Here is a 14,828-nt window from a genome sequence, read left to right as displayed (position 1 = left end):
GCCTCCGTTGCGGCTAGGGAGAATGCATGATCGCCGACAAGGTACAGACCCTGCTGCTGTTTGGTGCGACCGGAGACCTGTCGCACCGCATGCTCCTTCCTTCGCTCTATGGGCTGCATGCCGATGGCCTACTGCCCGACGGCCTCAAGATCGTCGGCACGGCGCGAAGCGAGCTCGACGACGAAGGCTTTCGGCAATCCGCGCTCGAAGCGCTTAAGGAACATGTGCCGTCGGACTTCTATGACGAGGCCAAGGCCGCGGAGTTCGCAAAACGCCTCAGCTACGTCACGCTGGACGCGTCGGTCCCCGACCATTTCGACGAATTGTCGAAGCGGATCGACTGCTCGCAAGGCCTCGCCATCTTTCTGTCGACGGCGCCATCGCTGTTCGAACCGATCATCGATGGGCTAGAGCGGGTCGGCCTGACCTGCGACAATGTCAGGCTGGCGCTCGAAAAGCCGCTGGGCAGCGATCTGGAAAGCAGCCGCGAAATCAACGACGCGGTGGCCAAGGCCTTCCCCGAAAACCGGACCTTCCGCATCGACCATTATCTGGGCAAGGAAACCGTCCAGAACCTCCTGGCGCTGCGCTTCGCCAATTCGATGTTCGAGCCGCTGTGGAATTCCGCGCATATCGACCATGTTCAGATCACCGTCGCCGAAACGGTAGGGCTGGAAGGCCGTGCCGGCTATTACGACGGCGCGGGCGCGATGCGTGACATGGTCCAGAACCATATGCTGCAGCTGCTGGCACTGGTGGCGATGGAGCCGCCGACCGATTTCGACGCGACCGCGATCCGCGACGAAAAGGTCAAGGTGCTGCGCTCGCTGCGCAAGATCGGCGCGAGCGACGTCGGCAACCATGTCGTGACCGGTCAATATGGTGCGGGGGCGTCGGACGGCCAGCCCGCCAAGGGCTATCTTGAAGAACTCGGCAAGCCGTCGACGACCGAAACCTTCGTCGCGCTGAAGGCCCATGTCGACAATTGGCGCTGGGCAGGGGTGCCGTTTTACCTTCGCACCGGCAAGCGCATGCCGACCCGCAAGACCGAAATCTACATCCAGTTCAAATGCGTGCCCTTCAACATTTTCTCGGCGCGAGGGGCCAAGACCAGCCCCAACAAGCTGGTCATTTCGATCCAGCCCGATGAAGATATCCGCCTGATGATGATGGCCAAGACGCCGGGCCTCGACCGTGACGGCGTTCGTCTGCGCGAAATGCCGCTTGACGTCGGCATGGCCAACGCCTTTGCCGATCATCGTCGCCGGATCGCCTATGAACGGCTGCTGCTCGACCTGATCGAAGGCAATCCGACGCTGTTCGTGCGCCGTGACGAGGTCGAGGCGCAATGGACCTGGGTCGACGGCATTCGTGCCGCCTGGGAAGAGGCCGGCCTGGCGCCAAGGACATATAGCGCGGGAAGCTGGGGGCCGTCGGCCGCCATCGCGCTGACAGAAAGGGATGGAGTTAGCTGGCATGATTGAAGCTGAATTCTGGGACTATGATACGCTCGACGAGATGGCCGATGCCGTCGCGGGCGATATCGGCTTCATCATCGAATCTGCTCTCGATGCGCGCGGGGAAGCCCTGATCGCGCTGCCCGGCGGCAATACGCCCAAGCCGATTTTCGATCGGCTGGTGAAGGCCAAGATCAACTGGAAAAAAGTCACCATCATCCCCGGCGACGAGCGGCTGGTGCCGATGACCGACGAGCGTTCGAACGTGCGGATGATTGCGCAGACCTTCCTGCCGGTCGGTGCGCGGGTGGTGCCGATCACCGGCGACATCGACGATTACAAGCTCGCCGGCAATTCGGCCGACGCCCGATTGAAAGATCTTAAATGGCCGCCCGACCTGGTCTGGCTCGGCATGGGCAATGACGGGCATACGGCGTCGATCTTCGCGGGACCCGACCTCGATGAGGCGCTGAATGCGCCCAAGGGCCGCAACGCGATCGGCGTCATGCCCGATCCGCTGCCGCCGGAAGCACCGGTTGCGCGCGTTACGCTGACCCGCTCGGCGATCCTGTCGGCCCGAACCATCCTCATTACCATCACCGGCCAGGCCAAGCGCGACCTGCTGGAAGGCGCAATCGAGGACGGGCAGTCGTCCAAGCTGCCGATCGGCCGCGTGCTGGCCGAGGCCGAACAGCCGATCGACATTCACTGGGCTCCGTGATGGCGCGGCTCGACCCCAAAGTCGCGGCTGTCACCGACCGCATCATCGAACGGTCGAAGCCGAGCCGCAGCACCTACCTGAAGCTGATCGCCGACGAGGCCGAACGCGGGATCAGCCGCCCGCGAATGAGTTGCGGCAACTTCGCCCACGGCTTCGCCGCGGCGGGCGAGGACAAGGAGGCGATCCGCGGCATGCGCGGGCCGAACATCGGCATCGTCACGGCCTTCAACGACATGTTGTCGGCGCACCAGCCCTATTATCGCTACCCCGAACAGATGAAGGTCTGGGCGCGCGAGGTCGGCGCCACGGCGCAGGTCGCGGGCGGGGTCCCGGCGATGTGCGACGGGGTGACCCAAGGCCAGTCGGGGATGGAGCTGTCGCTGTTCAGCCGCGACGTCATCGCCCTGTCGACGGCAGTGGCGCTCAGCCATGGCATGTTCGACGGCGTGGCGATGCTCGGCATCTGCGACAAGATCGTGCCGGGCCTTTTGATCGGCGCGCTTCGCTTCGGTCATTTGCCCGCGTTGCTGGTCCCCGCCGGTCCGATGCCGTCCGGTCTGGCCAACAAGGAGAAGCAGCGGGTCCGCCAACTGTTCGCGGAAGGCAAGGCGACCAAGGAAGAACTGCTCGCCGCCGAAGCCGCCAGCTATCACGGCGCGGGCACCTGCACCTTCTACGGCACCGCCAATTCGAACCAGATGATGATGGAGCTGATGGGGCTGCATGTCCCGGGCAGCGCCTTCGTCAATCCGGGCACACCGCTGCGCCAGGCACTGACCCGCGCCGCGGTCCACCGCATCGCCGACCTGTCTGCCAAGCGCGAGCGGCCGTTGGGCCTGGTTGTCGACGAACGCGCCATCGTCAACGCGACCGTCGGGCTGCTGGCGACCGGCGGGTCGACCAACCATGCCATCCATATCCCCGCCATCGCGCGGGCGGCGGGCATTGTCATCGACTGGGAAGACATCGACCGGCTGAGCGATGCCGTGCCGCTGATTGCCCGAGTGTACCCAAATGGTTCGGGCGATACGAACGATTTTCACCATGCGGGCGGGATGGAGTTTGTCGCACATACCTTGGTCGAACATGGCCTGCTGCACGGCGACATCCTCGCCGCCGGGGCGGACGAATTCGCCGCGTTCGCCTCGCGGCCGTCACTGGACGGCGATGCGCTGCGTTGGGACGGGGTCACGCAATCGTCCAACCCCGACATGCTGCGGCCTGCCAGCGACCCGTTCCTTCCCGATGGGGGCATGAAGCTGGTCAAGGGCAACCTCGGCCGCGCCATCTTCAAGACCAGCGCCGTCGACCGCGAGCGCTGGACGATCGAGGCGCCCTGCCGGGTGTTCCACGACCAGAACCAGGTGGTCGACGCCTTCAAGGCGGGAGAGCTTGACCGCGACGTGGTGGTGGTGGTGCGCTTCCAGGGCCCACGCGCCAACGGCATGCCAGAACTGCACAAGCTGACCCCGCCGCTCGGCGTGTTGCAGGACAAGGGGTTCAGGGTCGCTTTGGTCACGGACGGGCGCATGTCGGGCGCCAGCGGCAAGGTCCCGGCGGCGATCCACTGCTGCAGCGAAGCGCTCGGCGGCGGACCGCTGTCCAAGGTCCGCGACGGCGATATGATCAAGCTGTGCGGCCATTCGGGAACGCTGCAGGTTCACGCCGACCTTGACAGCCGCGAGCCCGTACCGCCGCCGCCGCCGCATATCGGCACGGGCCGCGAACTATTCGCCTTCATGCGCCACGGCGCTGACAATGCCGAACATGGCGGATCCGCCATGCTCGCCGGAATGGACGGAATGTTATGAGCCGCACCATCGCCGTCGCCGACATCGGCGGCACGCACGCCCGCTTCGCACTGGCCGACATCGACGGCGGCAAGGTCGTGTCGCTTGGCGAGCCGGTGGTGTTGAAAACCGCCGACCATGCGAGCTTCCAGCTGGCCTGGCAGGATTTTTGCGCCCGCAATCCCGGTCCCGAACCCGATGCCATCGGCATCGCCTTTGCCGGCCCGGTCGGCGGCGATGTCCTGAAGCTGACCAACAACCCATGGGTCATCCGTCCCGCGCTGATGCAGGAGAAACTGGGCGTTACCCAGTACAAGATCGTCAACGATTTCGGGGCGGTGGCCCATGCCGTGGCGCAGCTCGACGACGAACATTTCCTGCACCTGTGCGGCCCCGACGGACCGCTTCCCGAAACCGGCCTTACCAGCATTGTGGGGCCCGGAACCGGGCTTGGGGTGGCGCAGCTGCTGAAGCTTCCGGCGCACGAATATCATGTCATCGAAACCGAAGGCGGGCATGTCGACTTCGCGCCGCTCGACGCCCTGGAAGACCAGATCCTGCAGTCGCTGCGCCGCGTCTACCGCCGCGTGTCGGTCGAGCGGATCGCCTGCGGTTCGGGATTGTTCAACATCTACAATGCGCTGGCCGCGATCGAAGGCAAGGCCGTGGCCCATGTCGACGACAAGGCGCTGTGGGCGGCCGCGCTTGACGGTAGCGACCCGCTTGCCGGCGCGGCGCTTGACCGCTTTTTCCTGTCGCTGGGTGCGGTCGCGGGCGACCAGGCGCTGGCGCACGGCGCCAATGCCGTGGTGATCGCTGGCGGGCTCGGCTACCGTATCCGTGATCGCTTCGCGACCTCGGGCTTTGCCGACCGCTTCATCGCCAAGGGCCGTTTCGAACGTCGAATGGAGGCGATCCCGGTGAAACTGGTAACCTATCCCGAGCCGGGCCTCTATGGCGCCGCCGCCGCCTTCGCCAAGGAGTTTGCATGAGCGATATCGAAACGGTGATGCGCACCGCTCCGGTCATTCCGGTGCTGGTGATGGAAGAGGGGATCGACCCGGTCGCTCTAGCGGAAACGCTGGTCGAGGCGGGGCTGCCGGTGCTCGAAATCACGCTGCGCACGCCCAACGCGCTGGATTGCATTCGCGCGATGAGCAAGGTCGATGGTGCCATCGTCGGCGCTGGCACTGTGCTCAACGAGAAAATGCTGGGCGAGGCGATCGACGCCGGATCGCAGTTTATCGTGTCGCCTGGCCTTACCGAAGGCCTTGGCAAGGCCGCCATCGCCAGCGGCGTGCCGTTCCTGCCCGGGATCGCCAACGCCGGCGACATCATGCGCGGGCTCGATCTCGGCCTCGACCGGTTCAAATTCTTCCCCGCGGAAGCCGCGGGTGGATTGAATGCGCTCAAAGCGCTAGCCGGCCCGTTCGGCGATGTCCGCTTTTGTCCCACCGGCGGGATCCGCGAGGATACGGTGTCGCAATGGCTGGCGCATCCGGCGGTGCTTTGCGTCGGCGGGAGCTGGCTGGTTCCGGCGGGCGAGCGTGACATGGCCAAGGTTGGCGAGCGTGCGCGGAAGGCCGCCCAGTTCGAAAGGTAGTGTAATGCTCAGATCCCTCGTTGCCGCATCGTTGCTGTTCGCGCCGGTTGCGGCCCATACGAAGCCCGCCGACCCCTATGCGCCGGCAAGCTTCGAAGGGATCAAGCATCCGGCCTGGTCGCGGCAGGCCGTCATCTACCAGATCAATACCCGCCAGTTCACGCCGGACGGCACGCTGAAGGCCGCGACCGCGCAAATCCCGCGGCTGAAGTCGATGGGGGTCGATATTTTGTGGCTGATGCCCATCCACCCGATTGGCGAAAAGAACCGCAAGGGGACGATGGGCAGTCCCTACAGCGTGCGCGACTATCGCGCGGTCAATCCCGAGCTTGGCACGACCGCCGACCTAAGGGCCTTCGTTGACGCGGCCCATGCCCAAGGAATGCATGTAATCCTCGACTGGGTCGCCAATCATACGGCCTGGGATCATAAGTGGGTGACCCAGCACCCGGACTGGTACGTCCACGACTGGAAGGGGGACCATGTGTCGACCCCGTGGTGGGACTGGTCGGACATCATCGATCTCGATTATTCGAAGGCGGGTCTTCGCCGCGAGATGGCAGGGGCGATGGCCTATTGGGTGCGGGACGTCGGCGTAGACGGCTTCCGCGCCGACGTTGCCGGCTACGTCCCGCCCGACTTCTGGAACCAGGTGCGGCGCGACCTCAATCGCATCAAGCCCGTCTGGATGCTCGGCGAATTCAATCACCGCGACCTCCACATGACCTCGTTCGACGCAAGCTACGGCTGGGCCTGGGCCGAAGCGCTGCAGAAGATCGGCAAGGGCGAGGCGGATACCGGCGCGCTTTATGGCTTCTACAGCGAGAATGAGAGTGCGTGGCCGACCGGCGCGCAGCGCATGATCTTCACCTCGAACCATGATGAAAACGCCTGGTCGGGGACCGAATTCGAACGGATGGGTCCCGCGCTACCCAACGCCTTCGCGCTATTGTTCACCAGCGAAGGCGTCCCGCTCATCTACAACGGGCAGGAGGCCGGGAACGACAAGCGGCTGAAGTTCTTCGAGAAGGACCCGATCGTCTGGAAGGCGCACCCCAACGGCGCGCTGATCGCCGACTGGATCGCTTTCCGCGACCGGCACCATGCGCTCGACAATGCGCCATGGGGCGCGCGGATGGTTCAGGTGAAGAACAGCGATGCGCAGAAGGTCTTCAGCTTCGTCCGCTCGAAGGATGGCGACGCGGTACTGGTGGTCCAGAACTACAGCGCAGAGCCGCGTACCGTAACCCTTGGTGAACTGCCGCAACCCGGTAGCTGGTCAGAAAGGGACGGGGCGACGCTGGACATCAAAAAGGGGACGAGCATGACGCTCGCCCCCTGGTCGACCCGGGTGTTCAGACGGACTTATTGAGTGCTGCTGGTTGTCGCCGCCGCAGCAGCGGCAACCTGGCGCGGGGCCCGATCCCAGCCGTAGATATCCTTGGCATAGGCGATCTTCCCGTCTTCGGGACGCGCAGTCAGATAAGTGATGTAGACCGGGACACCCTGCGGGAAGGGGACCGCAGCCTCGGTTCCGCCCGCCGGCGCCACCAGTTTGCCCTGGTTGAGCCATTCGCCGAGACGCGCCGCCTGTTCGAGACGGACGCAGCCGTTGCTGAGCGAGCGGTCGGACTTGGCGAAATATTCCTTATGCTCGGTGTCGTGCAGGAAGATGCCTTCGCTGTTCACGAACGGGAATTTCATCTTGCCCATCGAATTGTCGCCCGACGGACGCTGACGAAGCTTGGGGAAGATCTGACCGGCGGCCGCGGCCTTCCAGTCGACCGTGTTGGGATCGAGCACAACGGCGTCGTTGGCCCAGGCGCTGACGACTTCGTATCGCCCCTTGATCGCGTTGACGCCGAAGCTGACGACACCCTTGGCGATGTTCTTCACCAGGTGATCGGGCACGTGCCAATAGGGGTTGTGCACCGTGTAATACATCACGCTGGCGATCATCGGCGTCTGCAGGTTCTTGCCGGTCATCTTGTCGATTTCATTCTTGCCGACGACGACCTTCATGCTGCCGACCGGCTGACCGGCCTGGTACATCCATAGGCGCTGCGACACGATGTCGACGACGACGTAGCGATCCGACGGCGACTTGAACCGCGCGCGCGACAGGTTGGTCGCCAGCAGCGACGATTGACCGCCGTTAGCCAGCTTCGCCTCGGCCAGCGCCGCCTGACGGAGCTGGGCGTAGATCGGATTGATATTCCATACCGTCTTCACATGGTCGGCGAGAACCGGCGCACGAGCGGCGAGGGCGAGGATCGATTCACCCGTGGGAGCGCGCGGGCGTACCCAATTGTCGCCATATTCCATGCCGGCGATCGGCTGGTAGAGCGACTGGACATAGTCGACCAGCGCTTGCGACATCGCCCGGTCGGCGACCTTGGCTGCTGCGGCATCGCCGCCCTGTGCCGCCGCGATCTTGGCCTCGATTTCCGTCGCTAGCTGCGGCCCGCGGGTGAAACCGTCGATCGGGGAATCACGCAGCAACTCGACTAGAGCGACTTGCGCCTCGCGGCTGCCCATCCACAGCATCGCGTCCTTGCGCGCCGAATAGAAGCGGTCGATCGGCGTCGACGGCACATAAACGGGGGCGGGCGGCGGTGGCGGCGGCGCTTTCTTTTTCGCAAGAGCAGGGGAGGGCACGGCCAGAGTGGCACTCATGGCGGCGGCCAGGATTACGCGACTAACGGTTGACGATTTCACGGTTTTTCTCGCCCTTTCAAGCTACTGTCCCATATCGCGTCAATCGCACCGGACGTTCAACCCCCTAACTGGCTTTGGCCCGGGCGGAAACGGAATGTTGCATTTGCGCAACGCTTTTACATTTGTGACGCTGACACTATGCTGAACAGGCAACCTAAGGCGAAATCTTGTGTTAGGAAGCTGACGCCTCGCGTCTTTAAAGGGGATTAGAATGCGCAATTATCTTTTGGCTGCGGCAGCAGTGGCGGCGATCGCGTCGCCGGCGGCTGCTCGCGACAAGTCGTGGTATGTTGGTGTTGAAGCCGGCGGCATGATCGTCGAAGACACCCATCACGACTACAACATCGGTGGCGGCACTGCGATCGACGATGCCGTGATCCTGAACTATTCGACGGGCGTCGACGTCGACGTCCTCGCCGGTTACGACTTCGGCGGTTTCCGCCTCGAAGGCGAACTGGGCTGGAAGCGTGCCAGCCTCGACGACGCAACCTTCTCGGCAGCGTTCCTCAACACCAATGCCGGCGTTGTCGAACAGGCTGACGGCAGCGTCCGCGCCCTGTCGGCGATGGTCAACGGCCTGCTCGACTTCGGTGACGACGACGGCTGGAGCGGTTATGTTGGCGGCGGCGTCGGCCTCGCCAGCGTCAAGACCCGCATTGACTCGGCCGTTGCCGGCCAGGTCAGCGACAGCGACAGCGGTTTCGCTTGGCAGGTTATCGCCGGCGTTCGCCGCGCGATCAGCGCCAATGTCGATCTCGGACTGAAGTACCGACTCTTCAACCGCGGCAATGTCAGCTATGACATCGGTCCGCGCGAAAGCCTGGACAGCAAGTTCCGGTCGCACTCGCTGCTCGCGAGCCTGATCTACAACTTCGCGCCGCCGCCGCCGCCTCCGCCGCCGCCGCCGCCGCCGCCGCCGCCGCCGCCGCCTGCTACGCAGACCTGCCCGGACGGTTCGGTGATCCTGGCGACCGACGCGTGTCCGCCGCCGCCGCCGCCGCCGCCGCCGCCGCCGCCTCCGCCGGAGCCGGAACGCGGCTAAGCTGCAGCGCGGTCGAAAGGCCAAGCAAAAGGAACCCCGGGAAGGCGACTCCCGGGGTTTTCTTTTTGGCAGATTAGGCGCCCGGCGGCGCAAAGACCGCCGTATCGCTGCCTATTTGTTGATGCCGAGTTGGTTCAGCATGAAGGCGCCATATTCGGCCTGCTCCTCATAGCGACGGAACCGGCCGGACTTGCCGCCATGGCCTGAATCCATGTTGACGCGGAACAGCAAGGGATTGCTGTCGGTCTTCGTCGCGCGCAACCGGGCGACATATTTGGTGGGTTCGTAATATTGCACCTGGCTGTCCCACAGGCCGGTTCCGACCCAGATCGAGGGATAAGCCTGCCGCTTGATGTTGTCGTAAGGGCTGTAAGCGGCCATCCACGCATAGTCGGCGGCGCGTTCGGGGTTGCCCCATTCGTCATATTCGTTGGTGGTGAGCGGTATGCTGGGGTCGAGCATGGTCGTCAGCACGTCGACGAAGGGCACCAGGTTGATGACGACCTTATAGTCTTGCGGCGCCATGTTGGTGACGCCGCCCATCAGCAGTCCGCCGGCACTGCCGCCCATGGCTGCGACACGGTCCTTGGCGGCGTATCCCTGCGATACCAAGGCACGGGTCACGTCGATGAAATCGGTGAAGCTGTTGATCTTCTTTTGCAGGTGCCCGTCGTCATACCATTGGCGACCCAAGTCCTGACCGCCGCGGATGTGGGCGATGGCATAGACCATGCCCCGGTCGAGCAGGCTGGTTACCGTCGTACTATACGCCGGGTCGGTCGACGCGCCATAGCTGCCATAGGCATATTGCAGCATGGCGGCGCTGCCGTCCTTCTTGAAGCCCTTCTTGTAGACCAGGCTGACCGGCACCTTGGTCCCGTCGCGCGCGTCGATCCAAAGTCGTTCGCTGACATAGGACTTGGGGTCGTAACCTGGGGTCGGCTGCGTCTTCAGCACGCGCTTTGCGCCGGTGCGCACATTATATTCGATGGTCTGGGCAGGTTGGACGAGGGACGCATAGCCGTACCGGACCCAGTCGCTGTGTTCGCTGCGATTTCCGGTCAGCATCATGGTGAAGGCCGGTTCGCTGGCACCGATGACCGTGGATTTGCCGGCATCGGTCAGGACCCGGATGCGCTTGTTGCCGCCGCTGCGCTCGGCGATCGCGACATGGTCGTCGAAGGCTGCGAAATCGTCGATGAAGTCGGATTTCGACGCCGGGGTCATCGCCGCCCAGTCGGCCTCGCCCTTGCCAAGGTCGGTGACGGCAAAGCGGTATAGCTGGTAGTTGGCGCTGTCCTTGTTGCTGCGGACCACCCACCGATCGCCCGCCTCGTCGCCCCAATAAAGATGATCTTTGCGGCGCGGCGACAGTGGAACGAGGTCGCTCGGTACCGATGCCGATGTGCAGCGCTGTTCGCTCATCACCGTCGCCGAGGCCATCACGCAGACGTACTTGCGACCGGTGGTGCGAACCAGCGAGATGTAGAAGCTGTCGTCCTTTTCTTCGTAGACCAGCTTGTCGTCGCTCGCCGGCGTCCCCAGCCGATGCGATTTGATCCGTTTCGAGAGCAACGTCACCGGATCCTTTTCGACGTAATAGACGGTCTTATTATCGGCCAGCCAGACGATATTCGGTTCGGCATTGGCGATCTCGTCGCTCAGCAACTTGCCGGTTGCGATGTCCTTGAAGCGGATGACATATTGGCGGCGGCCGACGTTGTCCTCCGCGTAAGCCGCGATGCGATTGTCGTCGCTCACCTCATAATCGCCGATCGAGAAGTAGGTCGTTCCCTCGGCCATCTTAGGCTGGTCGAACAGCACCTGTTCAGGCGCCCTCATGCTGCCTTTGCGGCGTGCGATGACCGGGTAGTCGGCACCTTTGGAAAATCTGCTGTAATAATAATAGCCGCGGTCGAGGACCGGCACGCTGTCGTCGTCCTGCTTAATGCGAGCGACATATTCCTTGAGCAGCCGATCCTTGAGCGGTGCCAGTGGCGCCATCCACCCGTCGGTGTAGGCGTTTTCGGCTTTCAGGTAGCCGAGCATCTCCTCATTCTTCCGCGTGTCGTCGCGCAGCCAGTAATATTCGTCCTGTCGCTGTGCGCCGTGGGGCGCGGTTACTGTGTGCGGCTTTTTGGCCGCCACCGGAGGAATTGGGGCATCTGCAGCGCGGACGGATACAGACGACAAGAGACCGAAGACGAGCAAGGATGCGTGACGCATGACAACCCCCTTTGACTAACGCAACGGAGGCTGGGTCGGACGGCGGCGGAATGCAACGCCTTTCGCGCGAAATCAGACCTGGTCGAGAGGCTTGCCGTGGGATTCGCGAACGAACAGCAGGGTGACGAGCGCCGACAGCGCCGTAAATCCGACCGCATACCAAAGCCCGGAATAGATATTGCCGGTCGCAGCGACGATGGCGAAGCTGGTCACGGGCAAGAAGCCGCCCACCCAGCCCGTGCCGACATGGTAAGGCAGGCTCATCGCCGTGTAGCGGATGCGGGTCGGGAACATCTCGACCAAAGCGGCTGCCTGCGGCCCGTAAAGTGCCGTCGCCGCCACCACGAAGCCAAACAGCACGGCGAGCAGCATCGAATAGTCGATCGTCTTGGGGTCGGCCCCAACCGGATACCCGGCACCGGCCAGTTCGGCGTTGATGGCTTCGGCGATGGCTGCTTTGTGCGCCTTGAGGTCGGCCACGCCCTCGCCTGATTCAACCGGAACCGACCTGTCACCGGCCGCCACGGTCGTCGCGCCGTCGGCTGACGCTGCGGTTGAATAGGCAACACCGCGGGTGATCAGATGCGCCTTGGCTAGGTCGCAGGCGCTGGTGAACTTCGCGGTGCCGGTCGGATCGAACTGGGACGAACAGGTTGACAGGTCGGTCCTGATCACCACCGGCGTCGATTGCTGCGCGGCTACCAGCGCGGGATTAGTGGCGCGGGCGATGAGGTGCGAGCCCGGGAAATAGAGCGCCAGCGCCAACAACATGCCGCCCAGCAGCACCGGCTTGCGACCGATCCGGTCGCTGAGCCAGCCGAAGAAGACGTAGAGCGGTGCGCTGGCCAGCGTCATCGCGATCAGCAGCATGTCCTTCGTCGCACCGGGCAGCCCGAGCGATTTTTCGAGGAACACCTGCATGTAAAAGAAGGTGAAGTACCAGACCGCGCCCTGCGCGCACATGATCCCGAAGAAGGCGATGAGCACCCGGCGCAGGCTGTCGCGGGTGGCGAAGCTTTCCTTCAAGGGCGCCGCGCTGGTCGCGCCCTCTTCCTTTAACTTGGCGAAATGAGGGCTCTCGCTCAGCTTCAGTCGCATCCACACCGAAATGCCGAGCAGGATGATCGACACGAGGAACGGGATGCGCCAGCCCCACGCGTCGAATGCCTCGGTGCCGATCGCGGTGCGCGTCGCAAAGATGACCAGCAGCGCGGCCAGCAGCCCGAACGACGCCGACGACTGGATCCACCCCGTCGCCTCGCCCCGCTTATGGTCGGTGGCATGTTCGGCGACATAGATGGCCGCCCCGCCATATTCGCCGCCGAGCGCTACGCCTTGCGCGATGCGGAGAAGGATCAGCAGGACGGGTGCCAGCACGCCTACCTGCGCATAGGTCGGCAGCAGGCCGATGGCGAAGGTCGCTCCGCCCATCAGGCTGACGGTGGTAAGGAAGGTCGCCTTGCGCCCGACCCTGTCGCCCATCGCGCCGAAAATGATCGCGCCGAGGGGACGGAACGCGAAGCCGACCGCGAACAGCGCCAATGCCGCGACCAGCGCCCCGGTCGGATCGAGCCCGGCCAGAAAGACTTTGGCGATGACCGGCGTCAGCGAACCGAAGATGAAAAAGTCATACCATTCGAAGGCTGTGCCGGCCGACGACGCCGTGATGACGCGGGCCATCGACCAGTCTTTATGTTCGGACATCCGCTCTTGATCCCTTTTTGGCCGCAAGCGTAGCGCGGGTCGCGCACGGCGCAAGGCTCAGTCGAGCTTGGTGATCGTTTCCGATACGTGCGCGACCGTCACGCCGAAGCGCTTTACGCGCATCCGATTTTCAACCTGCTTGGGCCCGGCCGGCGTCAGCCACTGTTCGAAATCCAGATGATCCTTCGAACGGTAACGAATGTGGATCCGCCCCTTTACGGTTTCGATTTTGACCGGGCCCACCGCGTCGGTCAGCGTCCCCGAATAGCGGCCAGCACCTTCATTGCGCAGCTGCCAGAACCGGGTGCGCGGCGGCTTGCCCTGTTCGGCGACAATCTGCTTCAACACCAGCGTCCCGTCGGGGCCAGCCGTGCCGACGCTCTCGACATTGATCGACTTGGTCGCCTGGAAAATCACCTTCAGCTTGCCATCGCCCTTGGTCCGACCGCGAAAAAATTCAACCGGATCGAAACCGGCCGCGGCCGGGGCGGCGGCAAGCGCTAGAGCCAGCAGCAGGCTCAAGCTGCGGCGATTTCGATCACGAAGCGATGGGGCGTGTCACCGCGCGACAATTTGTCCCAAGCATCGTTGATCTGGTCCGGCGTGATGACCTCGATTTCCGGCGTCACGCCATGCTTGGCGCAAAAATCGAGCATTTCCTGCGTTTCCGCGATGCCGCCTATCTGCGATCCCGCCAGCGCCTTGTTACCGAACACGATGCCGAAGGTGTTGAGCTCGGGCAGCGGCCCGATCTGGCCGACGATGACCAACTGGCCCCTAGGGGCGAGAAGGCCGAGGTAGGGCTGAACGTCATGCTTCACCGGGATGGTGTCGATGATCAGAGAGAAGCGCCCGGCGGCCGAGCGCATCTGGCCTTCGTCAGTCGAGACGAGGACGTCCTTAGCCCCGATCGCGCGGGCGGCGTCCGCCTTGCTTGGCGACGTAGTCAGCACGGTAACCTCCGCGCCCATCGCAGTCGCCAGCTTCACCGCCATGTGGCCGAGCCCGCCAAGGCCAGCGACGGCAACCTTGTCGCCCGCCTTCACGCCCCACTGCTTGAGCGGCGAATAGGTGGTGATGCCCGCGCACATCAGCGGCGCGGCCTTGGCCATGTCGAGCCCGTCAGGCACCTTGCAGACGAATTCTTCGCGGACGACGATCCCTTCGGAATAGCCGCCTTGGGTAATGCCATCGCCCTGCCGTTCGGGGGCGGAGTAAGTGAAGGTCGGCATCTTCACGCAAAAGTGCTCGTCGCCATGGGTGCAGGGCTGGCATTCGAGGCAGCTGTCGACGAGGCAGCCGACCGCGACCCGGTCGCCGACCTTGTGGCGGCTGACGCTCGAACCGACGGCGGTCACCGTGCCGACGATCTCATGACCCGGCACCATCGGGTAGAGGCTCATGCCCCAGTCGTTGTGCGCGAAGTGGAGATCGCTGTGGCAGATGCCGCAGTGGCTGATCTTGATCGCGACGTCTTCGGGGCGAAGGTCGCGGCGCTCGATGCTCATCGGCGCGACCGGCGCCTGGTTGTCGGTCACGCCCCAGGCCTGTGTCGTCGTGCTCATCC

The 14,828-nt window shown here is 64.0% G+C and carries 12 protein-coding genes; 7 read left to right on the top strand and 5 right to left on the bottom strand.

Features of this window, described 5'->3' with window-relative positions:
- The first annotated feature begins 29 nt into the window (after positions 1-29).
- From zwf to G570_RS12740, 6 genes are read left to right on the top strand one after another with little or no spacing between them, the layout of a single operon-like run.
- Entirely contained in the window at positions 30-1,484 is a 1,455-nt protein-coding gene (gene zwf, locus G570_RS12765) for a glucose-6-phosphate dehydrogenase (protein WP_425423573.1), read from the top strand.
- On the top strand, positions 1,477-2,178 hold the full coding sequence (gene pgl, locus G570_RS12760) for a 6-phosphogluconolactonase (RefSeq protein WP_037503066.1): 702 nt from the start codon (positions 1,477-1,479) through the stop codon (positions 2,176-2,178). The genes zwf and pgl overlap by 8 nt, the downstream gene beginning before the upstream one ends.
- The gene (gene edd / locus G570_RS12755) at positions 2,178-3,989 is read left to right on the top strand and encodes a phosphogluconate dehydratase (protein WP_037503063.1); all 1,812 of its coding nucleotides are present in this window, start codon (positions 2,178-2,180) and stop codon (positions 3,987-3,989) included. Before pgl ends, edd begins: the two co-directional genes overlap by 1 nt.
- Positions 3,986-4,960 carry a glucokinase gene (locus G570_RS12750; protein ID WP_037503060.1) on the top strand — a complete coding sequence of 325 codons (975 nt, stop codon included), beginning with the start codon at positions 3,986-3,988 and terminating at the stop codon, positions 4,958-4,960. The genes edd and G570_RS12750 overlap by 4 nt, the downstream gene beginning before the upstream one ends.
- Entirely contained in the window at positions 4,957-5,571 is a 615-nt protein-coding gene (eda, locus tag G570_RS12745) for a bifunctional 4-hydroxy-2-oxoglutarate aldolase/2-dehydro-3-deoxy-phosphogluconate aldolase (protein WP_037503058.1), read from the top strand. The genes G570_RS12750 and eda overlap by 4 nt, the downstream gene beginning before the upstream one ends.
- A gap of 4 nt (positions 5,572-5,575) precedes the next feature.
- Complete coding sequence (locus tag G570_RS12740) at positions 5,576-6,943, top strand: alpha-amylase family glycosyl hydrolase (RefSeq protein WP_037503055.1); 1,368 nt, start codon at positions 5,576-5,578, stop codon at positions 6,941-6,943.
- Here G570_RS12740 and G570_RS13280 read toward each other — a convergent pair.
- A complete protein-coding gene (locus G570_RS13280; protein WP_084607719.1) occupies positions 6,937-8,247 on the bottom strand; it encodes a L,D-transpeptidase family protein in 1,311 nt (436 codons plus the stop codon). The two genes, G570_RS12740 and G570_RS13280, sit on opposite strands and share 7 nt — an antisense overlap.
- Before the next feature lie 253 nt (positions 8,248-8,500).
- Between G570_RS13280 and G570_RS12730 the strand changes: the two genes are divergently transcribed.
- Complete coding sequence (locus G570_RS12730; RefSeq protein WP_051504448.1) at positions 8,501-9,331, top strand: outer membrane protein; 831 nt, start codon at positions 8,501-8,503, stop codon at positions 9,329-9,331.
- Between the two features lie 111 nt (positions 9,332-9,442).
- Here G570_RS12730 and G570_RS12725 read toward each other — a convergent pair whose 3' ends face one another.
- From G570_RS12725 to G570_RS12710, 4 genes are all read right to left on the bottom strand, one after another.
- Positions 9,443-11,479: a S9 family peptidase gene (locus G570_RS12725; protein WP_245600305.1), complete on the bottom strand. Its 2,037-nt coding sequence runs from the start codon at positions 11,477-11,479 to the stop codon at positions 9,443-9,445.
- Positions 11,480-11,629: 150 nt separating this feature from the next.
- Positions 11,630-13,261 (bottom strand): MFS transporter, encoded by a 1,632-nt coding sequence (locus G570_RS12720; protein ID WP_037503051.1) that lies wholly within the window; start codon positions 13,259-13,261, stop codon positions 11,630-11,632.
- Positions 13,262-13,318: 57 nt separating this feature from the next.
- Positions 13,319-13,783 (bottom strand): DUF3833 family protein, encoded by a 465-nt coding sequence (locus tag G570_RS12715; RefSeq protein ID WP_051504446.1) that lies wholly within the window; start codon positions 13,781-13,783, stop codon positions 13,319-13,321.
- The gene (locus G570_RS12710; protein WP_051504444.1) at positions 13,780-14,826 is read right to left on the bottom strand and encodes an NAD(P)-dependent alcohol dehydrogenase; all 1,047 of its coding nucleotides are present in this window, start codon (positions 14,824-14,826) and stop codon (positions 13,780-13,782) included. Before G570_RS12710 ends, G570_RS12715 begins: the two co-directional genes overlap by 4 nt.
- Between the last annotated feature and the right edge of the window lie 2 nt (positions 14,827-14,828).

The organism is Sphingomonas jaspsi DSM 18422 (assembly GCF_000585415.1).
Taxonomy (GTDB): domain Bacteria; phylum Pseudomonadota; class Alphaproteobacteria; order Sphingomonadales; family Sphingomonadaceae; genus Sphingomicrobium; species Sphingomicrobium jaspsi.
Note: the sequence above shows the minus strand (reverse complement) of the source record. Positions and strands in the feature narration are given on the sequence as shown.